Below are 20,810 nucleotides of genomic sequence, written 5' to 3'. Positions count from 1 at the left end.
AAACCCTATTGCCTCTATATGCTATAGTGCCCTTACTCCCCTAGCCGCTGGAAAACGCCTTGAAAAAAATCGCTTTATTTGTCGATGTACAAAACATCTATTACACCTGCCGTGAAGCCTATGGTCGCCAATTTAATTATCGTAAACTGTGGCAGCACTTAGGTTATGAAGGTGATATAACGTTGGCCGTGGCTTATGCCATCCATAAGGGCGACGATGGGCAATTGAAATTTCAAGACGCACTAAAGCACATAGGTTTTGAGGTGAAGTTAAAACCGTTTATTCAGCGTAGCGATGGCTCAGCCAAAGGCGATTGGGACGTGGGGATCACCATAGATATTATGGAAGCGGCGAGTGAAGTGGATACAGTGATCTTATTGTCTGGTGATGGCGATTTCGATTTATTGCTGCAAAAAATTCATCAAAAGCATGGCGTTGAAACCCAAGTCTATGGCGTCCCTACCCTGACGGCTAAATCCTTAAGGGATGCAGCCTCTCAATTTCATCCCATAGATGAGGCGTTATTGCTCTAGTCACAAGACAGAATGCGGCTATCCATCACGCTAACCGTATCTAACTCATTTACTCTTTCACCCTCAATGTAGAGACGCTATGTTGAGCTTCTACTTTAAAGATGAAGCAAGTCACTGATAGGTAATGTCCGTATACATAGGGGCGAGGCGTTTTAGAAAGGCATTACGGGTCGATAGCGGAATATGTTGCTCTTTCATCGATTCAATCAAATGGCCGACTAAGGCATCGAAATCCGCTTGAGTAATATTCAAGCCTCTATGACTGTGCTGCATACTTTCGCCGTGATACACGCAGCCGCCATCGGCAACCAGACAGAAATGTTCAATGGCACGCTCACGAAATAACGCAATATCTGTCTCTTGAAAGTGATGCACTATGCGTGGATCAGTGGCAATACGTGCCAGCAAACCATCGACTATCGCCGATACGCCTGCGTTACCACCTAAATCTTGGTATAAGGTTTGATGGCTTGCGGTTTGATGACTAGAGTGAGTTTGTGATGCTGAGGTTTCGATCGTTTGCATCGCACAGCCAGTGAAAACAAACGAAGCGGCAAGAGGTAATAGTTTCAACAATAAACGCCTCATAACGCTCCCTCCATCGACAGATACCAACCCCGTTGCTCTTCAAATCCTGCAATACTGCCCAAATTCGCATAGGCCGTAACCACGGAAAGATGCTTATTGATAAACCACGCTAAAAACACATCTTGCCAATCATCCTCACGGGCAAAAGCTAACTCATCGGGTTTCTGGCGATATTCGATACCCAGCGCCACATTATCCGTCAGCAATACCGCGGCAGAGGCTTCGAGCACAAACTGGTAATCATGATTGGCTTGAGTACCAAAACCCAATAAACCCGTTTGATTCGCCTTGGTCGCGCGCACGGTCCCATTGAGTAATACATTTCGTCCCGCTACCGCATCAAAAAATACTTTGCTGGCAGCAACATACAAATCTAAACCCCAATCATCCCGCGCCCCAACCGCCTGAGGAATCGCAAAGTCATCGACTCTTTTATACTGGGCACCTAAGGTAATTTGCGGCATAGCCGTATAAAGCAGCTCTCCGGTAAGCTTGTATTTTACGCCGAAGATATCTTGGCCTAACTCGCCGCCCATAGTATCCAAATCAAAGGTTTGCCGCGCAACGCTCAGCTCGAATCGATTATCAAAACTCAAGGAAGCGCCTATCACTTTCAGGGTAAAATCATCGACATAGACCCCCGTCGCCATCGCCGTTGCCGACCATTCACCGCTACTACCATAACCGTTAATCACGGCCCATGGCACTATGCCACCGCCAGCACTGCCTTCAATCATCGTCCCGCCGCCAGTCGCGACCACACGGCTACCTTCAGCAAACGTAGGAACAGTACCCAATAGTAAAAATAGGCAAAACAAAGCCTTAACATAATTCCAAGTTAATGAATTCAACTTCAATGCATTTATGGAAATGTTCACTTGATGCTCCGCTCTCATTCTTTCGACGATGAATCGTTAGTCTAACGTCTTTGCATATTGACTTGAGTAAACGCGCTTATGCATCAGAGGTATTTGGATGGTTAAACGCCTCGAACCACAGATCAAATTCAGCCGCTTTTAAGGGTTTCGAAAACACGTAACCTTGAATGATATCGCAATCAAGATTGCGCAATATCTCAACACCTTCTTGTTCTTCAACCCCTTCGGCTACTACGGTAAAACCTAAGCCATGGATCAATTTAATACTCGTATCGACTATCATCACATCTTGGCTATCCGTGAGCATGTCTTTGATAAAGCTGCGATCAATTTTCACTTCATTAACGGGTAAAATTTTCAAATAGGCTAATGATGAATGACCTGTGCCAAAATCATCAATGGCAACAGACACGCCCATGTCACGGAATCGCTGTAATACACTCACCACTGTCTGTGCATCTTTCATCACGGCGCCTTCAGTGACTTCGATACATAGTGCACCGCTTGGCAGATTATTATCTTTCAGTAAAATGGCGATTTGATTTGGTAAGCGAGTATCGACTAAATCATGGGCCGACAGGTTAATAGCCAGTTTTAGCACCATACCCCGCCGCTGCCATGCCACTAATTGCTGAATTGCCTGCTTCAATACCCACTGGCTAACAATATCAATGTTGCCTGAATTTTCAGCCAGTTGAATAAATTCATCGGGCGGAATAAACCCTAGCGTAGGATGTCGCCAGCGGATCAATGCTTCGGCGCCAGTGCACTGGTTTAGGTGTAAATCCACTTTAGGTTGGAACACTAAATACAATTGGTTTTGCGCTAAACCTATAGGCAAATCACGGATAATCGTCAGCTCACGCTGATACTTTTCATCGGCGCCTTGACGATAACTGACAATACGTTGCTCTTCGAGACAGGCTTGATTGAGGGCAATTTCGGCGCGGCGCACTAACACATCGATATCAGCACCATTACCATCGATTTCAAGTAATCCCGCACGCACGGTAAGAGAGATGTTTGAGCCTTGGATTGGAAATGGCGACTCCAACATATCCAATGATTTCAGCAAATGCTCGGGGCGGATCCCTTGACTGTAAAGGAGTAAAAATGAGTCACCATCTAAACGCGCCAGTAAATCCGGTGTCGGTGCCAATTGCTCTAGGCGACGAGCAAAAAGCAGTAACAAAGTATCGGCATTGGCAAAACCAATAATATCGTTGATATGGCGGAAATGTTTAATATCTAACAACACCATAGCACCGGATAATTTATCGTTAAGATCCGCCAAATGCTGTTTTGCGGCAAAACGATTGAGTAAACCTGTCAAGCTATCGTGGCGAGATTGGTAGACTAAATCCTTTTCCCGCGCTTCAATATCATCGCGCATTAAGGACAAACTCTTGGCCAACACCCTCAGCTCTGCTGGCGCACCTTGAATATTGGCAGGCTGCTTACCTTGACCGATTTTGCGGGCATAATTCACAAGTTGATGCACGGGTTCAGTCAAACTGCCCGACAACCAAATCGCAATCGCAATTGCCAGTGCTAAGGTCAAAGCAAAAATCAGCAGCATATTATTGCGTAGTTGCTGATAACTTTGCTGCCACTTAAGGTTTGATTGATGTAGTAGCGCTAATTGGCTGCCGTTGTGATCATAAAGTTTGATGCCCATAGACAGATGATCTACGGGAATACTTTCACTAGGCATTTTCAGCAAGCTAGGCAATAAGCTCGCCTGCTCAATTACGCTTAACTTTTCATTATCTGATAAGGTTGAAGCGATTTCAGTGCGGCCCGTTGCCTGATTGACAAAACTCACATCGATGCCCGTAATAGCTTTAGCTTGTTGGGCGACCTTCTCATCCAATAAAAAACCCATGCCAACCCAAGCAATTAAGGTCGGCGCCTTCACCGGCTGCAGCACAAACTGATAGCTAGCATGATCAAAATTAAGGATAGCTAACGCATTATGATTGCTGGTGGTCATATTAAATAAGGATTGAATATCATCCTGAGTGAGTCCGGGCAAACTCGAGGTCAAGAGCTCCCCTTTAGGTGATAGCAATACAGCGGCGTCGGCACCAATACGAGATCCATGATTAGATAACACTGACTCAATGGTTTCTTGCTCACCAGTAGCAATCGCGCGCTTAAAACCAAAATCGGCACTGAGTACGGACAAACTTTGACTGAGCTGAATACCGCGATTCGATAACACTTCGAGAAACACATTCGCGCCAATATCGAGGCTTTTCTGTTGCTGTAAAAAGTTATCTTTTTCGGTCGCTGTCAACACAGAAAATGCTGTGGCAAATTGCACTAACGTCAGCACAATAAAGAAAACTAAAATCAGCCGAGCGCGAAAACTATTTAGCATGTAATGGCTTACCTTCAGAATCGTAGTGACCAAATCCCGACGGCGGAGCCGACGGTTTAGCTTGACGCTCAATGTCTAAGGACAGACTAAGTTGATTAGGACCATTAACTATCAGTAAATCCGTTGGCTCTGATGCCGCCTTCTGCCATGGATGCCAGCGCTTAACTTTATATTGACCGGCGGTAAGTCCCTTAAACTGGATCTCACCTTTTTCGTCCGTCACAGCGACAATAGGGCTATCTGCCACATAGATAAATGCCTGCATATAATCGTGAATATTACAGCCAAGCGCGACCAAACCGGGTTTATCAAACTGAATCGGCGCTTCGGCCTGACCCACATACAATTTAAGTTCGAAAGGTTTAGCTTCTGAAAAAGAATATACATGGTGGCGAGTACGATCTAAGTTGGGAAAATCAACCTTTGCACCTTTAGGCACCGCCAGCACAAAGGGAATAAAGGTTCGATTTTTTTGCGACATTTCATAATGCTCGACAGGTATTGCATTATCAGGCATCACTGCAGGGATCAGCTCCACGACAGTATCGGCAATGGCCTGTTGTTGCAGATCTACTACATTAATATTGAGTTCAGCAGCCATGACTTGAGGCGTGAAATAGATCAAAACGCAAAGTACTAACGCATATAAAACGCGATATAGAATCATCCGTTACCTCGGGCATAGTGATGCAAGGCCAACAAGTACCTTAGCTGAGTTCTGCGTAAAAAAACGATCTAGATTCATCTAGCATTGTACATTACTAATGTATTGAATAATCATCAAATTATATAGAAAAGTCGTAAAACAGTAACCATTCTAATCATTCTGTGATAATGACGCGCTCAAGTGGCAATAAGTTATAAGCTAACAGAATGGTCTGGTAATAGTTATTCATTGTTTCTTATTGATGATCCAGAAAATACCAACGATATTCCTCATTTCTGGTTTTAGTTTTAACCTGGCGAGGAATACCATCACTAAGTATCAATTGACCTAATGTTAATTAACCCCAGCTAAAGATAGTCAAATCTAATCGCTCTCGCCGTGAATAAACAAAAAAGGCCTACCAATGTAGACCTTTCATGTGTTTTTCAAATAGAAAACAAGCTTAACCGACTGTTATCTCTTTATGCTCATCGGCTTTTTTACCGCCTCTCTTTGCTAAGGCATAGTAAAACAGCGGCGTTAGGATAAGACCAAATACAGTCACCCCTATCATACCGGCGAATACTGCCACGCCCATGGCTTGGCGCATCTCGGCGCCCGCGCCAGTGGAGAACACCATAGGCACCACTCCCATGATAAAGGCGATAGATGTCATCAAGATAGGACGTAAACGTAATCTTGCTGCCTCTAATATCGCCTCCATAGGTGCCATACCATGGTCTTGTTTCTCCTTTGCAAACTCGACAATCAAGATAGCGTTCTTAGTCGCCAGCCCCACCAGCACTATCAGGCCAATTTGGGTGAAGATATTATTATCCCCGCCATAAATCAGCACACCACTGAGGGCTGAAAGTAAGGTCATTGGGATGATTAAGATAATCGCCAATGGCAAGCTTAAGCTCTCGTACTGGGCGGCTAGCACCATAAACACTAAGATGATCACCAGCGGGAAAACCAAAAGACCCGTATTGCCCGCGAGAATTTGCTGATAGGTCAGCTCGGTCCACTCATAAGTCATACCATTAGGTAAGGTTTCAGCCAAAATTTTCTCAATCGCCGCCTGCGCTTGGCCAGTGCTCACTCCTAGCGCTGGACCACCGTTGATTTCAGCGGTCGTGAAACCGTTATAGTGCATCACTCTGTCTGGGCCTGAACTTTGGCTGACGTTGATGAACGAACCTAGCGGGATCATGTCACCATTCAGATTCGGCACCTTTAGCTGACTTATCTGCTGCGGACTTTGACGGAACGCCTCGTCGGCTTGCATATTCACCTGATAGGTTCGACCGAAACGATTGAAGTCGTTGACATAGGTCGAGCCCATATAGGTTTGTAATGTCTGGAAAATTTGATCGAGCGACACTGCCTGCTGTTTCGCTTTAGTCCGATCGATATCCAGTTCAAGTTGTGGCACGTTCACTTGATAGCTAGAGAAAACGCCAGCTAACTGAGGATCGGCCCACGCCTTGTACATCACTTGTTGGGTCACCTGATACAAGGCCTCATAACCAAGGTTGGCTCTGTCTTGAATTTGCAGACGGAACCCTCCTATAGTGCCGAGGCCTTGCACAGGTGGCGGCGGGAAGATGGCAATAAACGCGTCTTGAATAGCAGCAAATTGCTGATTCAATTGTCCTGCAATGGCATTCGCCGACAGTTCAGGACTGGTACGCGAGTCAAAATCATCGAGCGCGACAAACACCACGCCAGAGTTAGGACTATTGGTAAAACCGTTGATGCTAAGGCCAGGGAAGGCAATCGAGTGCGCGACTCCGGGGTGATTTAGCGCAATCTCAGACATCTTCTTAATCACACTATCCGTACGTTCAAGGGATGCCGCATCGGGCAACTGAGCAAAGGCCACTAAATACTGTTTATCTTGGCCGGGCACATAACCCGTTGGTGTATTGGCAAATTGCACACCCGTTAACGCCACCATGCCTAAATACACTAGACCAATAATGCCGCCAAAACGGATAACCTTACGCACTAACCAGCCATAACCATCGGATGCACGGTTAAATAAGCGATTAAAAGGCACAAATAACCAAGCACCAAACAACTTATCCATTAGACGCGTTAAGCCGTCCTTAGGTGCATCATGGCTCTTGAGTAACAGCGCCGATAATGCCGGACTCAAAGTGAGTGAGTTAATCGCCGAGATAAAGGTCGAGATAGTAATAGTCAAGGCAAACTGTTTATAGAACTGCCCGGTTAAACCGCTCATAAAGGCCGTTGGAATAAACACCGCCGCCAGCACTAAGGTGGTTGCCACAATCGGGCCAGTCACTTCCTTCATCGCCTTTTGCGTTGCCTCTACTGGGCTTAATCCTGCGGCAATATTACGCTCGACGTTTTCGACCACGACGATGGCATCGTCAACCACAATCCCGATGGCGAGCACCAGCCCAAATAGCGACAAGGCATTTAACGAGAAACCAAGCAGATGCATAAAGGCAAAGGTACCGACCAAAGACACAGGCACGGCCACCAGCGGAATAATCGATGCGCGCCAAGTTTGCAGGAATAGCACCACCACTAACACCACCAGCAACACGGCTTCGAGCAGGGTTTTTACCACAGCTTCAATCGAGCCACGCACGAACACTGTTGGGTCGTAAACGATTTCGTATTCGAGTCCTTCAGGGAATCCTTTAGACAGCTCTGCCATTTTGGCGCGTACATCGTCGGAAATCTGAATCGCATTAGAGCCCGATGCTTGGAATACAGGAATAGCGACCGCATCCTTATTATCGAGTAAAGAGCGCAGCGCATAACTCGTTGCCCCGAGTTCCACCCGCGCGACATCTTTAAGGCGGATCACCTCAGCATTCTGACCAACTTTGATAATGATATCTTCAAATTCAGACAGTTCAGTTAAACGACCTTTAACGTTAATCAAAAGTTGAAAGTCAGCACTGCCACTGGGCTGCGCGCCTAAACTGCCCGCTGCTGCCTGTTGGTTTTGCTCACGCACGGCGGCAATAATGTCTGCGGGCGATAAACCCAGCGCCGAGACTTTATTCGGGTCAAGCCAAATTCTCAGACTGTATTCGCCGGCGCCAAACAAACGTACCGCGCCGACACCATTAATTCGTGCTAACTCGTCTTTGACGTTTAGCGCCGCATAGTTAGACAGATACAACATGTCGTAACGGTTATCCGGCGATAACAAATGCACCACCATGGTCAAGTCTGGCGATGATTTTTCAGTAACAATACCAAGACGTTGTACTTCCTGCGGCAGACGGGGCATAGCGCGATCGACTCGGCTCTGCACTTGGGTTTGTGCCTTATCCACATCCGTGCCAATCGCAAAGGTGATGGTCAAGGTCATACGTCCATCGGACGTCGCCTGCGATGACATGTACAACATGTCTTCGACGCCGTTAATTTCCTGCTCCAACGGTGAAGCCACAGTTTCGGCAATCACTTTAGGATTTGCGCCAGGATAATTAGCAGTGACCACTACCGTTGGTGGCACTACCTCTGGATATTCGGTAATAGGCAACTGCCAAACGGCAATCGCCCCAGTGATAAGAAACAGCAATGACAGTACGGCTGCAAATATCGGTCTTTTAATGAAAAATTGCGACAACATAGTGTGTTATTCCTTAACCGCGGCTCGCCGTTTCGACCGCTTGCGCCGTCAAATGCTCTTGATTTTTATCGAGTATTAACTGGGCTTGGCGCAGTGCCTCGAGCTTGTCGCTGTCGACCATGTCCACTATGTTTGGCTCAATTTGCATCTTAGGACGTACGCGTTGCATACCATTAACGACGATCTTGTCATCGGCCATCAAGCCTTGGGTTACAATGCGCAGTCCTTGGACTTTTTCGCCTAAGGTCACACCGCGATATTCGACCGTGCCATCATGAGCGACGACCAGCACAAACTTATTATTGAGATCTGTGCCAACCGCTTTATCGTCAATCAAGATCCCCTCATAGGCGCCACTGCCCGCAGTACGAAGACGCGCAAACAAGCCTGGCAATAGGTTATTGTCTTCATTGTTAAAAGTCGCACGAACTCGAATAGTACCCGTCTGCTTATCCATCGCATTATCCACAAAGTCGACCATGCCAATATGGTGATAATCGCGCTCATTGGCTAAAGCCATGTAAACAGGATTATCGCCAGCACGGGGATCGTTACGTTTGTTCTGCGCGGTTAACTTCACGTATTTAAGGTAGGTTTGCTCGTCCACATCAAAATAGGCATACATGCTGGCGGTAGAGACTAAGCTGGTCAGCACACTCTGCCCTGCGGTGACATAGTTACCCGCAGTGACGTTAGCGTAGGATACGCGGCCATCAATCGGCGCTTGCACTTGGGTATAAGCTAAATCAAGCTCGGCGCGCATGAGTGCTGCTTTCACCGAAGCGACTGCGGCTGCAGTCTGACGTTTATTCGACTCACGGGTATCGAGTAATTCGGCCGAGACCGCCTTTTGGTCAAATAATTTATGTGCCCGTTCAAAATCATTAGTGGCCAGTTGCTCTGCAGAGAGTGCGCTAGCAAGATCTGCTTTTAACCGGGCCACTTCCACTTCAAACACGCTTGGATTGATGCGAAATAACACTTCGCCTTTTTTCACTAAGGCGCCTTCTTTAAAATTTACTGAGTCTATATAACCCGACACCCGCGGGATAAGGGTGACACTTTCTGGCGCCTGTAAACGACCGGTAAACTCATCCCATTCGGTGACTCGCTCATGTAATACCTGAGCGACATCCACCTTAGGCGCACTCGGTGCAGGTCCCTGCTGCGCAGTTTGCTCACCACAAGCTGAAAGGACGAAAGCAGCCACAGCCGTTAACATCATTATTCGTAAAGGTTTGTTACTCATCATATTACTATCCTCAAAGTGGCGGGCATTTCACGCTGTTCGAACCACACACATGCAGCTGTGTTACAAACCAAACCAATTAAATACCGACTGGTAAAAAATATTCTGTACTGGACGGTAATATATAGCGTAAAATGATGCTGTCAACAAATTTATGTACCGATCGGTATTTAATTAAAAGTGTGCACTTACCCTAGGCAGGCAATGCGTCCAGAGGCAAAAGGCTACGAGTTTGAACTGCAAAGCATTTTGATGAATATTGAAGCAAACACTGACTAACGCAGATAACATGCTGAACTTAGGTGACACCTTGAATGACTAAGTAGACATATCCCCCTAAGTCCGTCATCGGTGGCAAGTGTGGCTGGACAGGGACTAAACCCATGTCTATCCTAGGGGCAATTGAGAATTGAGGAGCCTAATGATGTCAACCGTCACCCAGACGCCCTGTGTTGGTCGCCCACGAGCTTTTGACACTGACGATGCATTAGCAAAAGCCTTAGAAGTCTTCTGGCTCAAAGGTTTTGAAGGTACATCGTTAACCGATCTCACCCAAGCTATGGGCATTAATAAACCTAGCCTTTATGCCGCTTTCGGTAATAAAGAACAGTTATTTCTCAAGGCGATAGAATTATATGAACAACGCCCCTGTGCGTTTTTCTACCCGGCACTTGAACAAAAAACCGCCTATCAGGTTATCGAGTCAATGCTACTAGGTGCGGCAAGCTCTTTGGTGGATAAAAGCCATCCACAGGGATGTTTGATTGTTCAAGGGGCACTCACCTGTAGTGAAGCAGGACAAGCGATTAAAGATACTTTGATTAATCGTCGCCGTGACGGAGAAATAGCCCTGTGCGAACGACTGCAACGCGCCAAAGATGAAGGTGATTTGCCCGCTGACGCCGATCCCTTGCTGCTTGCCCGTTATATAGGCACTGTATTGCAAGGTATGGCCGTACAAGCGACCAGTGGAATTTGCCCGAATGAACTGCGCAAAGTGGCCGAACTAGTGCTGGCTAACTTTCCGCGTAATAATTAATCCTGATTCACCAATCCTGATCCACAAAAACTAAACCCCAGTATAGTACTCACTTAACTGGGGTTTTATTTATGCTTTGCTTTATTTCTGTCCAACCATTTATTTCTGTCCAACCAAGAGTTCTCTAAACAGTTGTCTGAGTCGTTTCAATAATGGCAGGCTGCTTTTATCTTGATGCTGGATCACATCGACGTTTGCATGCCAGCCTATCTGCTCAAATTCTATGGGGACGCGAGTTAAGTTACCCGATGAAACTAAATTGGACACCATATGCTCGGGCAATAGACACCAACCATGGCCCTGTAATGCGAGCTCCAATAACACGTAATAGTTATCGGCATACCAAACATCAGGACTGAACGCCTGCTGAAAACTACTGGTTTTAGTATTCCGTGAGCGGATGAGTAATTGTCGATACAGTCGCAATGAGTCCATGTTCGGTGCAACTGATTTTGCTAAGGGATGCGAACTCGCCACATAAAGATCGAATTGAATCACCCCAATACTCTCAAAATCTATACTACTTGGCATAGATAATTCACTAAAAATCAATCCTGTAGATGCTCTTCCCGAATGCACCATGTCGATAATATCTATGCTTGAGGCACTGAGAAACTCGAGTTCGATATTAGGGAAATCACCTTCTAACAACCGAATAATTTCAGATATTCTCTGTATCGGAATGCCTTCATCCATCGCAAGGCACACTTCTGAAGATTGACTACTGAAGAGCGATAAGGCGGTATGTTTGAGCCTACGATGTTGAAGAATCGTCGCTCTTGCGTAGGGCAGTAATTTACTACCTTCGGCCGTTAATACCGGATAACGACCCGAACGGTCAAATAACTCAACCCCACAGTCAATTTCAAGATTCATCACATGCTGGCTAATCACGGATTGTGCTTTCTTAAGTTGCCTTGCAGCATTCGAAAATGAACCCGATTCTACGGTTTCCATAAAGGCTTCGAGTTGTTCGAGACTAAACATATCGCTTTTACCGATACTACCTAACTATAACTTATCCCCATACTAGATAAAATTATGGCCATAGTCACATTAAATGAATGGGAAATAGCCATGAAAACGACAGAACGTATCTTTAACGCCTTACTCTTTGAAGCGATTGCACTCGCTATTATTATCCCCGTTTCTGCCCTTATATCAGGCAAAGGAACCAGTGAACTTGTCATAGTTGGTATCGCTTTGAGTCTTTATACCGTGGTATGGAACTACTTCTACAACCTAGGATTCGACAGGGTATTTGGCGCAAATCGAGAGCAACGCACTTTAAAAACCCGAATACTGCATACCTTTGGATTTGAAGGGGGACTTATTTTCATTAGCATACCGACCATCGCCTGGTTTTTACAAATAGGCTGGTTGGCAGCCATGGGCTTAGAAGCGGTTTTTTTGCTCTTTTTCTTCTTCTACAGCACCCTATTCCATTGGTGCTATGACAAGTATCAGCCCTATAAGACTTGGTTTACTATGCAAGCCACTAAGGTCAAATAGCGCAGCTAAGATCAACACACATCACCATCAAACGAACCTCACTAAACAATTTAGCGATTCGTTTGATGGCAACATTGAAACTTATCCATTTCAATTTCTTCTACTTATACCAATCACATTAAATATCTAATCAGTTCAGAGCCTCACAGGCATCTCAATCCAAGGCGCATTGACGCAGAAATGGTTATTCCCTTTTAAGTCAATGCAACACGGGAGTGGGATGCCTGTGAGGCTCCCGAAGGGCGGGTTTTAACGCGCTTTATACTGCGTTCAAGGCTTTCGACAGAGCACCACTATGCCTTCAAGCCTTCGCCTTGTCTAAAGCGCGTTGAACTCCCGCTGAATGAACAGATATTTAGTACGATTGGTATTAGCAAGAAAGCTAAGCCAGTTCATGTGTTACCCAGCGTAAAATTCCCCTTAAACACAGTACATAAAAATAATAAACCCGCACACAGTAAACTGAGGTTGTTAAAATATCCTATTAACATCACAAAAGGACTAACTATCAGTAATTAATATTCAAATCATTAGTCTAGATATAATTCTTTATGCTATAAAAGCCATATATTAAGCGGGGAGATGGAAGCAAAATGCGTGCAGGGAACAGAATGAGGCTCAGGATGCAGCAGGCATTAAATTTGCCGTCAGCATTGATACTTAGCATCGTTTTATTGCTCGTATCCATTATTTGCAACATGGCACTCGCTAAAGAAAGCAATGCAATACCAGCAGAATCGCAACCTCAAGCCATAACCTTAGCCGCAGAAGACAGTTGGCCACCTTTCGCCAATCAGTTTGGTCAAGGTATTTCCCATCGTTTAATCCAAGCCGCATTTAAACAGTCGCATATTGAAGTGAATAGCTTAGTTGTGCCCTACTCCCGCGCCTTAATGATGGCGGAAAAAGGTGCAGTTGATGGGGTGTTTAACGTCACCCGCGAGAACAGTACTGAGCAACGCTTCATCTTTGGAAACACCCCATTATTTATCGCCACGGCTTCTTTTTATCAAAAGAAACAAAAACCTATTCTTGCAGACAATAAATGGGCGCTACCTAAAGGCACCGTTATCGGCGTGATTAAAAGCTATGAATATGGCGATGAATTTCCCAAATTAGTTAAACAGCAACAGCTCAATATCGTCACCGTCGCCAACCAACAACAGCTGATCAATTTATTATTGATTGGTCGCATAGATGCCGCCTTGATGTTCGACTTAGTCGCCAAGGAAAACCTGAAAAAAATGGGGGTAGATGATGAGATTATTCCTGCATTTGCTAACCACAGCAGCGATATTTTTTTGGCCTTCTCGAAAGGAAATCCGCAAGCACAAACCTTAGCAAGCCAACTCGACGCTGGCTTATCACAGCTAAAAGCCACAGGCCAATACGACAAACTGCTCTTAGTCGCTGACTAATCGCCTATTACTACGAGCGAATGATAGATTACCGCTGCGAGCGAATGATCTCTTGATTCACCCAATATAACAGCTGCTTAATAGCCTTCGACAGGATCTGATTCTGGCGCACAATATAACCTAAACTCGTTGTAGGGAATTGCGGTAGAGGAGTGACTTTAGTGGTGAGATTCGCCTTAGTGTAAACCGAAAACTCCGGTACGATAGCCACACCAAATCCCGCCTCAGCCCAATCGATTTGCGCGTCAACACTACCGACTTCCATTATTCTGTAATTCGATAAGTTCAGCGACGGCAATGCGGGATCGAGCAATTCGCGGGTTCGCGTATCGTGTCCTAATAAAATCAACGTCGGTTGCTCGGCTAAGGGCGTATCCACAGAGGGTTTTGCCTGCTGCCATTGCTGTAAATTATCTCCGATTGCACACCATTTAATCTGTTGTAGCTCAGTAAAATGCAGTGGCTGACTTTCCTTCTGCGCAATCACAAACCCTAAATCTGCCTCGGCATTTTTCACCAATTCAGAGGCTTGTGATGAGGTTGTGTTGAGCAGTGAGAAATCTATTCCCGGAAACTCCGCCTTAAAAAGCTGAAACGGCTGGATCAACAATAACCGCGAGATAATGTCGCTGGCGGCAATGGTCAAGGTGCCTTGGCTAAGGTCATTAATCGCATTGAGATCCGCCTGACAAATTTGCAGCTCCATTAACGTCTTCTGACTGCTCTCTAACAGGCGAAATCCCGCTTGCGTTAATCGAAAGGGATTACGGTCAATCAACTTGACTCGAGTGCTTTGCTCTAACTGCTTAATATGCAAGCTAACATTGGGCTGCGTCATGTGCAGCGCTGTGGCCGCTTTCCCAAAATGCTTGTATTCAGCTAAAGTCACGAAGGTCTTTAACCAATGGATATCGAGCATAACGTCACCTTTTGCAAAGTATTAGAGTTAATGATAGCCAATGATATATGAAATTCTTATTGGGATGATAACCATAATTAATTTCTCTTATTTAAATGACGGGTCTAGCATAGCGTCTTAATCAATGAGGAGATGTTGTTATGCCGTCGATCGTGGTTGTGGGTGCAAATTGGGGTGATGAAGGCAAAGGCCGCATCGTAGATTATTTAGCCGCGGATGCCGCTGCCAGTATTCGCTTTCAAGGTGGTAACAACGCTGGCCATACCGTCGTCAACGACTATGGCACCTTTAAATTACACCAATTACCGAGTGGCATTTTCAACCCTAACTGCGTTGCAGTTTTAGGCCCTGGCATGGTGATCAGCCCTGAAAAACTCAGTGTAGAAATTGCTGAAGTGCAAGCGGCTGGCATTGAAGTCAAATTATGCATTTCTGACCGTGCTACCCTGTGCTTACCTCTACATGCATTAGAAGATACCTTAGAAGAACAACGTCTTGGCGACCTCGCCTATGGTTCAACCCGTCAAGGGATTGCGCCAGCCTATGGCGATCGCGTGATGAAAAAAGGCATTTTAGTCGGTTGGTTAAACCAACCTGAAGTGCTGCAAGAGCGCATTCAATTTATGCTCGACTGGAAATTGCCACAGTTAAAAGCACTTTATCCAAGTTGCGATTTTAATCAAACCGCCGCCGAAATGACCGCATGGTTATTAGAAGTGACGGCACCTTGGCGTCCGTTTATTTGTAATGTGACTGGGCCATTAAAAGCATTACAAAAACAAGATGCGAGCTTACTGTTTGAAGCGCAATTAGGTGCTGGCCGCGACTTAGTCTACGGCGAATATCCTTATACCACATCTTCAAACGTGACTGCGGCTTACGCGGGTATCGGCAGCGGTTTACCAGCTCTGCGTCCAGAGCGCGTAATTGCTGTCGCGAAAGCCTTTAGCTCATCAGTCGGCACAGGCACGTTAGTGACCGCAATGGAAGAGCAAGACGCCTTCCGCGAAAATGCCAACGAGTTTGGTGCAACGACAGGCCGTCCACGTGACATGGGATATTTTGATGCTGTTGCCACCCGTAATGGTGTTGAGCTACAAGCAGCAACCGAAATTGCCCTGACTAAGATTGATTGTCTTTCTGGCATGAAAGATCTGAAAATCTGTGTTGCCTATGCTGGTGAACACACTGAGAACCCAATTTGGCCACAAACTGCTGCGTTAAGCCCAGTGTATGAGCAAATGCCAAGCTGGAGCGAAGATATTACTGGTTGTCGCACCTTCGAAAGCCTACCAGTCGCCGCACAACAATATGTTGAACGTATTGAAGAGTTAATGGGTGTACGCGTTAGCATGGTTTCTGTTGGACCAGAGCGCGATCAAATGATCATCCGCTAGTAAACAACATTTACCCTACAAAAAAGCCATATTCGCCTCGGTGAATATGGCTTTTTACTTTGATATGGCTTGTCATTGAAGAATCACTCAAGACGTTGATAGCGATGACTCGAATACCCCATATTCAAATATCGCCACTAAATGAAATGGCATTACTCTTCGAATACGTATTTATCTATCATACCGACCATACGACCAATTTCTGGTTTAGTAATGGTATCGTTAGCACCTAATGCCATCGCCTTTGCGCGGTTATCTTCACTCATTAAAGAGGAAAACATCACAATTGGCATTTGTCGATACGCCTTGGATTCTCTTAAGCGTTTCACCAAATGCATGCCATCCATGCGAGGCATCTCAACATCCGTAATAATGGCGCTGACAAAATCAGAGATCGAAGCATTATCTTGGTCAGCAAGATTCTCAAATTCCATTAGCATTTCAAGGGCATCACCACCATCTTTGGCTGTGATAATGTTGTAACCTGCGCTGCGAAGGGTATTTTCGATCATCTTACGAATAAAAGCGGAATCATCGACAATTAAAATCGTTTTCGCTTCACGTTTCGCCAGCATTTTATCATTGATCAGTACACTTCTATCGAGCGTGACATCGTACTTATCCATACTCAGTTCAGGATTGATATCGGCAATAATCTTCTCAAAATCCAATATCATAATGAGCATGCCATCACGGCGCACTACGGCAACGACACAATCATTTTCACCCGCTTCTAAAAATTGACTCGGCGATTCAACTTGCTCCCACGACACTCTATGGATGCTACGAACACTATCGATTAAGAACCCATTAATCATCTTATTAAAATCAGTCACTATGACCACTTTGTGGGTTAAATCCTCAGGTGTCGATATTCCGAGCCAACCGGCTAGATCGACCAAAGGGATCAACTTTTCTCGCAGCGAGAACACCCCAACCATGTGCCGCTGGGCATTGGGATAATCTGACGTTTCTGGCACCCTAATGACTTCTCTCACTTTGGCGACATTAATACCGTAATGGCACACCTTATGGCCACCGTTAGGAAGTGTCTTATGTAGATGAAACTCAATAATTTCGAGTTCATTTGTGCCACTCTCTGTCAATATTTCTGATTTTTTAATTTCGCTCATATAAAGCTCTCAACCTAGCAAATCAACGTAAGAAAGGGATTGCAGTTATCAGTATAGGAAGGGATTAATGAATTAGGCACGATAGTGTGATTTTACTGCCTGATTAGCGTGATATTTTTGGGTAACAAGCATTTTATCTATAAGCAGAAAAACGTCACATAATCGAATCTAATGACTATTTCAGTCGTCACATTGTCAATCATGTCCAGATTAAGCATCGCCGTTGCCGACCTAAAGTAGTCTGCACATTTCCCTTAACAGCGCTTTTGCCTCTCCGCATTAGAGGTTTTGTTTTAAGAGATAAGCCGCTAAACTATCGCGCAATAAAACTATCAAGAATAGCCGTACCCCATGCCGCAATTTAGCCCGACCTTTTCTTTCCCAGTGCAAATCTACTATGAAGATACTGATTTTTCTGGCGTGGTGTATCACCCCAACTTTTTAAAATACTTCGAGCGAGCCCGTGAGCATGTGATTGGTGCTGAGCGTTTAAGTGTATTATGGCAACAAAACCAACTGGGTTTTGCTGTGTATCGTAGCGATATGCTATGCCATGAGGGGGTGGAATTTGCCGATATTATCGATGTTCGCACTAAGTTTTACTTTGAGAGTAAGTACCGCACTGTGTGGCAGCAGGAGATTTGGCGTCCACAGGGTAAAAAGCCTGCGGTCACGGCAACCATTGAAATGGTGTGTATGAATCAAGCCCGTCAATTAGCGCCTATGCCGGCAGAGTTAATCGCCATATTAAGTCTTGGTTTCACATCAAGCGAATAAAGCTAATACTCTTACATACAAGTACACGCGCGATTTCCTGAGCTTATTTCGACATAAGCAAAGGCAACAAAAATCACTCAAAGAAGTACAACTCAAATAACGATAACTGGACAGTATTAAGGCTCGACTGCAAGCCTTAGTACTCTTGATTTAACGAGCATTTGATTTGACGAGCATTTGATTTAACGAGCGCTTACTTTAATGAGCACAAGGTTTAGATTGTATTATGTAGTTGGGCCCAGTTCATTTCGAGTTCGGCGGCACTCATGGGCTTCGCGTAATACATACCTTGTATAGTATCAACCCCCATAGCCACTAACCTATCTCTAATCTCAAGCGTTTCAATTCCTTCAACAGTTACCTCATAACCGAGTTTTTTGGCAATATTAATACTGGCTTCGAGGATGTATTCCGACGGTTTATCCTGCTCTAGATCCTTTAAAAAGGCTTTATCGATTTTGACTTCATTAACGGGTAAATGCTTTAAATAAGCTAAGGAAGAATGACCCGTACCAAAATCATCAATTGCAAGTCTAACCCCTAAAGCACGTATCTTTCCTAACGTCTCAACCGCCTTAGTTAAATCCGCCATTAAAGTGCTTTCAGTAATTTCGATCATCAAGGATTCGGGTGGGAGCTGGTAATAGGCTAATCTTGCAGCAATTTCTTGGGGTAAGGTTTCACTGTCAAGGTCCCGTGTCGACAGGTTAACTGCAACACACAATTGTATCCCCGCCGCACGCCATTTTGCCTGCTGTGCTAAAACCTGATCGAGTGCCCATTGGCTGACTAAATCAATCATGCCAGCATATTCAGCTAAGGGAATAAATTCTCCCGGAGAAATAATGCCGAGTTCGTCATGCTCCCAACGCATCAAGGCTTCAACCTGAAAACATCGACCCGTGGCAATATCCTGTTTCGCTTGATACACCATATATACTTGATTACGTTGCAAACCTTTAGGCAAACTATCGATAATTTTCAGTTCCCTTAACTGACGAATATCATCATTTTGGGCATAGTATGCAATCGCGCTACGAGAATGGCGGGCTTTCTTCAGCGCCAAATCGACTCGACGTAGCATCTGACTCGTGTCGGCGTGGTGTTCTTGTAAATGCAGACAACCGATTTGAAGCTTAACGCTGACTGGCGTGTTCTTAATGTTAAAAGGCACTTGCAACCGCCCTCTTAAGTGGACTAATCGCTCCTCAGTCAACGCTTGCTCGTAATACAAACAAAATTCATCACCATTGAGGCGTGCGATTAATCTCGGGGATAAACTTAAGCTGTTTAAGCGTTCGGCAAATTGCTTCAGCAGGATATCGCCAAATACAAAACCAAAGAGATCATTCACATAGCGAAATCGATAAATATCAATTAGCACTAATGTCCCTTGAGTCAGCGGCATCATGCCAGTAAGAGTACGTTTCAAGCCGACACGATTAATAAGTCCTGTTAGCTTATCCTTACCCACACTTGCCGGTAACGCCTTTAATAATTCATTTAAAGTATGGTAGAGAGGAGCAAACGCTTGGGGGACGATGCCAATGTCTAAAGCTTGGCGTTCAACCTTTTGCAGTTCTAGCTGGGTACAAAGCTGTTCTAAAAAATTTTGCTGCGACCGTAAAGATCTGTATTTTGACTGCAGGATATACAATGAAAATATCAATAAAGCGAGAGAAGCGACAACTAACCCGATTACGAACATACCTTGGCCTCTGCCATACCACGTAAGCTTTTTCTCAAATGACACGATAAAAGATATCAGCGCCATTTGAATTCCATTTAGGCCTAACGATTATTGGTAACTTTCTCTAATTGAATGGAATTTTTCCATAAACTCATCACTGGCTAAATCATCGGTCGTCACAGGTAATCCACGGGCGACAAACACACCGAGACGTTGCTCTAGTTCAGTGCCCGCTCGCAATTCACCGGTATAAAAGGCCGCTGCACGAATAAAGTCGAGATAGGTGACATGATCGGGTAGATAAGGTAAATCAGCCCAACGCTCAACCACTTCCATCACTTCGGTAGAAAAATCCCAACTCTTTAACACAGCACGACCTAATGGCCCCTGCATTTTACGTACGAGTGCGCGTAATTGATCAATGCTAGTGAATAAATGGGGATGCGCCTCCGCTTCTGTTAATACAGGTAAGGCGCCAATGTTATGCACGAGTCCAGCTAAGGTTAAGGTATCAAAATTTAACCGACTGGTTGAATGGCGCTTATTGTACATCTGCAGCATGGCACAAGACGCAGCGGTTACATCGATTGAGGTACGCCACACTTCGTCCATGACTTCCCACACCATTTCATTGGTGGAAATGAACAATTGCTCCATCGCCACCGAAGTGGCAATGCTTTTAATCTGGATTAACCCAATACGAGAAACCGCACTGTTGATACTTTCAGCTGGCACGCCTCGGCTATATAGCGCGCTGTTGGCGACCTTAATAATACGCGCAGAAATCGCGGCATCTTGGCCGATCACTTCTGCCACTTGTTTAAGGCTCGCATCGGAGCGTCCAACCACTTCTTGCACCCGCATCGCCACTTCAGGCAAGGTCGGTAGTACTAAGGCATCGTCTTTTAGTTTTTTTAATAAACTGACTAACAGTAGATGTTCGGTAGACATCTTAACTCCCATCAATCTGTAAACATCAACATTGGATTGTTGGAGTATATCAGTTGGCTGTCATTAGATGCGTAG

General features: G+C 45.2%; 17 protein-coding genes. 6 read left to right on the top strand and 11 right to left on the bottom strand.

Annotation, left to right across the window (positions count from 1 at the left end; all coding sequences use genetic code 11):
- Window positions 1-59 precede the first annotated feature (59 nt).
- Window positions 60-533, top strand: coding sequence for an NYN domain-containing protein (locus tag L5M17_RS09775; protein WP_263146961.1), 474 nt, complete (start codon window positions 60-62; stop codon window positions 531-533).
- A gap of 111 nt (window positions 534-644) precedes the next feature.
- Here the strand turns inward: L5M17_RS09775 and L5M17_RS09770 are convergent, their stop codons facing one another.
- The 6 genes from L5M17_RS09770 to L5M17_RS09745 all read right to left on the bottom strand — a co-directional run bounded on the left by L5M17_RS09770 (window position 645) and on the right by L5M17_RS09745 (window position 9,902).
- Entirely contained in the window at window positions 645-1,121 is a 477-nt protein-coding gene (locus L5M17_RS09770; protein ID WP_263146958.1) for a group I truncated hemoglobin, read from the bottom strand.
- On the bottom strand, window positions 1,118-1,999 hold the full coding sequence (locus L5M17_RS09765; protein ID WP_263146956.1) for a DUF3034 family protein: 882 nt from the start codon (window positions 1,997-1,999) through the stop codon (window positions 1,118-1,120). The genes L5M17_RS09770 and L5M17_RS09765 overlap by 4 nt, the downstream gene beginning before the upstream one ends.
- A gap of 76 nt (window positions 2,000-2,075) precedes the next feature.
- Window positions 2,076-4,382: a GGDEF domain-containing phosphodiesterase gene (locus L5M17_RS09760; RefSeq protein WP_263146954.1), complete on the bottom strand. Its 2,307-nt coding sequence runs from the start codon at window positions 4,380-4,382 to the stop codon at window positions 2,076-2,078.
- Window positions 4,372-5,049, bottom strand: a complete 678-nt coding sequence (locus L5M17_RS09755) for a methylamine utilization protein (protein WP_263146951.1) — start codon at window positions 5,047-5,049, stop codon at window positions 4,372-4,374. The genes L5M17_RS09760 and L5M17_RS09755 overlap by 11 nt, the downstream gene beginning before the upstream one ends.
- A 442-nt stretch (window positions 5,050-5,491) precedes the next feature.
- Window positions 5,492-8,650 (bottom strand): efflux RND transporter permease subunit, encoded by a 3,159-nt coding sequence (locus L5M17_RS09750; protein ID WP_113939332.1) that lies wholly within the window; start codon window positions 8,648-8,650, stop codon window positions 5,492-5,494.
- A gap of 13 nt (window positions 8,651-8,663) precedes the next feature.
- Window positions 8,664-9,902, bottom strand: a complete 1,239-nt coding sequence (locus L5M17_RS09745; RefSeq protein ID WP_263146948.1) for an efflux RND transporter periplasmic adaptor subunit — start codon at window positions 9,900-9,902, stop codon at window positions 8,664-8,666.
- A gap of 418 nt (window positions 9,903-10,320) precedes the next feature.
- Here L5M17_RS09745 and L5M17_RS09740 point away from each other — a divergent pair, with 418 nt between their 5' ends.
- Entirely contained in the window at window positions 10,321-10,938 is a 618-nt protein-coding gene (locus L5M17_RS09740) for a TetR/AcrR family transcriptional regulator (RefSeq protein ID WP_198572928.1), read from the top strand.
- A gap of 99 nt (window positions 10,939-11,037) precedes the next feature.
- Here L5M17_RS09740 and L5M17_RS09735 read toward each other — a convergent pair whose 3' ends face one another.
- Window positions 11,038-11,925, bottom strand: coding sequence for a LysR family transcriptional regulator (locus L5M17_RS09735; RefSeq protein ID WP_212599308.1), 888 nt, complete (start codon window positions 11,923-11,925; stop codon window positions 11,038-11,040).
- Between the two features lie 90 nt (window positions 11,926-12,015).
- Between L5M17_RS09735 and L5M17_RS09730 the strand changes: the two genes are divergently transcribed.
- Window positions 12,016-12,450 (top strand): PACE efflux transporter, encoded by a 435-nt coding sequence (locus L5M17_RS09730; RefSeq protein ID WP_263146943.1) that lies wholly within the window; start codon window positions 12,016-12,018, stop codon window positions 12,448-12,450.
- 593 nt (window positions 12,451-13,043) lie between these two features.
- A complete protein-coding gene (locus L5M17_RS09725; protein ID WP_263140160.1) occupies window positions 13,044-13,868 on the top strand; it encodes a substrate-binding periplasmic protein in 825 nt (274 codons plus the stop codon).
- A gap of 28 nt (window positions 13,869-13,896) precedes the next feature.
- Here the strand turns inward: L5M17_RS09725 and L5M17_RS09720 are convergent, their stop codons facing one another.
- Window positions 13,897-14,787, bottom strand: a complete 891-nt coding sequence (locus tag L5M17_RS09720; protein ID WP_028761417.1) for a LysR family transcriptional regulator — start codon at window positions 14,785-14,787, stop codon at window positions 13,897-13,899.
- Window positions 14,788-14,927: 140 nt separating this feature from the next.
- Here L5M17_RS09720 and L5M17_RS09715 point away from each other — a divergent pair, with 140 nt between their 5' ends.
- Complete coding sequence (locus L5M17_RS09715; RefSeq protein WP_263146941.1) at window positions 14,928-16,184, top strand: adenylosuccinate synthase; 1,257 nt, start codon at window positions 14,928-14,930, stop codon at window positions 16,182-16,184.
- 152 nt (window positions 16,185-16,336) lie between these two features.
- Here the strand turns inward: L5M17_RS09715 and L5M17_RS09710 are convergent, their stop codons facing one another.
- Window positions 16,337-17,317 carry a chemotaxis protein gene (locus L5M17_RS09710; protein WP_028761419.1) on the bottom strand — a complete coding sequence of 327 codons (981 nt, stop codon included), beginning with the start codon at window positions 17,315-17,317 and terminating at the stop codon, window positions 16,337-16,339.
- Between the two features lie 351 nt (window positions 17,318-17,668).
- Between L5M17_RS09710 and L5M17_RS09705 the strand changes: the two genes are divergently transcribed.
- Window positions 17,669-18,094 carry a thioesterase family protein gene (locus tag L5M17_RS09705; protein WP_263146938.1) on the top strand — a complete coding sequence of 142 codons (426 nt, stop codon included), beginning with the start codon at window positions 17,669-17,671 and terminating at the stop codon, window positions 18,092-18,094.
- A gap of 214 nt (window positions 18,095-18,308) precedes the next feature.
- Here L5M17_RS09705 and L5M17_RS09700 read toward each other — a convergent pair whose 3' ends face one another.
- Both L5M17_RS09700 and L5M17_RS09695 read right to left on the bottom strand, forming a co-directional pair.
- On the bottom strand, window positions 18,309-19,802 hold the full coding sequence (locus L5M17_RS09700) for a putative bifunctional diguanylate cyclase/phosphodiesterase (RefSeq protein ID WP_263147021.1): 1,494 nt from the start codon (window positions 19,800-19,802) through the stop codon (window positions 18,309-18,311).
- A gap of 90 nt (window positions 19,803-19,892) precedes the next feature.
- Complete coding sequence (locus L5M17_RS09695; RefSeq protein WP_028761421.1) at window positions 19,893-20,735, bottom strand: HDOD domain-containing protein; 843 nt, start codon at window positions 20,733-20,735, stop codon at window positions 19,893-19,895.
- Window positions 20,736-20,810 lie beyond the last annotated feature (75 nt).

This window comes from Shewanella sp. SW24, from assembly GCF_025653395.1.
Lineage (GTDB): Bacteria > Pseudomonadota > Gammaproteobacteria > Enterobacterales > Shewanellaceae > Shewanella > Shewanella oncorhynchi.
This window is presented reverse-complemented; position numbering and strand designations above follow the sequence as displayed.

Excerpts from the sequence above, each read along its gene's own strand:
- L5M17_RS09695 (WP_028761421.1), bottom strand. The coding sequence starts at position 20,735 with ATGTCTACCGAACATCTACTGTTAGTCAGTTTATTAAAAAAACTAAAA.
- L5M17_RS09770 (WP_263146958.1), bottom strand. The coding sequence starts at position 1,121 with ATGAGGCGTTTATTGTTGAAACTATTACCTCTTGCCGCTTCGTTTGTT.
- L5M17_RS09720 (WP_028761417.1), bottom strand. The coding sequence starts at position 14,787 with ATGCTCGATATCCATTGGTTAAAGACCTTCGTGACTTTAGCTGAATAC.
- L5M17_RS09735 (WP_212599308.1), bottom strand. The coding sequence starts at position 11,925 with ATGTTTAGTCTCGAACAACTCGAAGCCTTTATGGAAACCGTAGAATCG.
- L5M17_RS09725 (WP_263140160.1), top strand. The coding sequence starts at position 13,044 with ATGCGTGCAGGGAACAGAATGAGGCTCAGGATGCAGCAGGCATTAAAT.
- L5M17_RS09745 (WP_263146948.1), bottom strand. The coding sequence starts at position 9,902 with ATGATGAGTAACAAACCTTTACGAATAATGATGTTAACGGCTGTGGCT.
- L5M17_RS09760 (WP_263146954.1), bottom strand. The coding sequence starts at position 4,382 with ATGCTAAATAGTTTTCGCGCTCGGCTGATTTTAGTTTTCTTTATTGTG.
- L5M17_RS09740 (WP_198572928.1), top strand. The coding sequence starts at position 10,321 with ATGATGTCAACCGTCACCCAGACGCCCTGTGTTGGTCGCCCACGAGCT.
- L5M17_RS09750 (WP_113939332.1), bottom strand. The coding sequence starts at position 8,650 with ATGTTGTCGCAATTTTTCATTAAAAGACCGATATTTGCAGCCGTACTG.
- L5M17_RS09730 (WP_263146943.1), top strand. The coding sequence starts at position 12,016 with ATGAAAACGACAGAACGTATCTTTAACGCCTTACTCTTTGAAGCGATT.
- L5M17_RS09755 (WP_263146951.1), bottom strand. The coding sequence starts at position 5,049 with ATGATTCTATATCGCGTTTTATATGCGTTAGTACTTTGCGTTTTGATC.
- L5M17_RS09710 (WP_028761419.1), bottom strand. The coding sequence starts at position 17,317 with ATGAGCGAAATTAAAAAATCAGAAATATTGACAGAGAGTGGCACAAAT.
- L5M17_RS09705 (WP_263146938.1), top strand. The coding sequence starts at position 17,669 with ATGCCGCAATTTAGCCCGACCTTTTCTTTCCCAGTGCAAATCTACTAT.
- L5M17_RS09700 (WP_263147021.1), bottom strand. The coding sequence starts at position 19,802 with ATGTTCGTAATCGGGTTAGTTGTCGCTTCTCTCGCTTTATTGATATTT.
- L5M17_RS09715 (WP_263146941.1), top strand. The coding sequence starts at position 14,928 with ATGCCGTCGATCGTGGTTGTGGGTGCAAATTGGGGTGATGAAGGCAAA.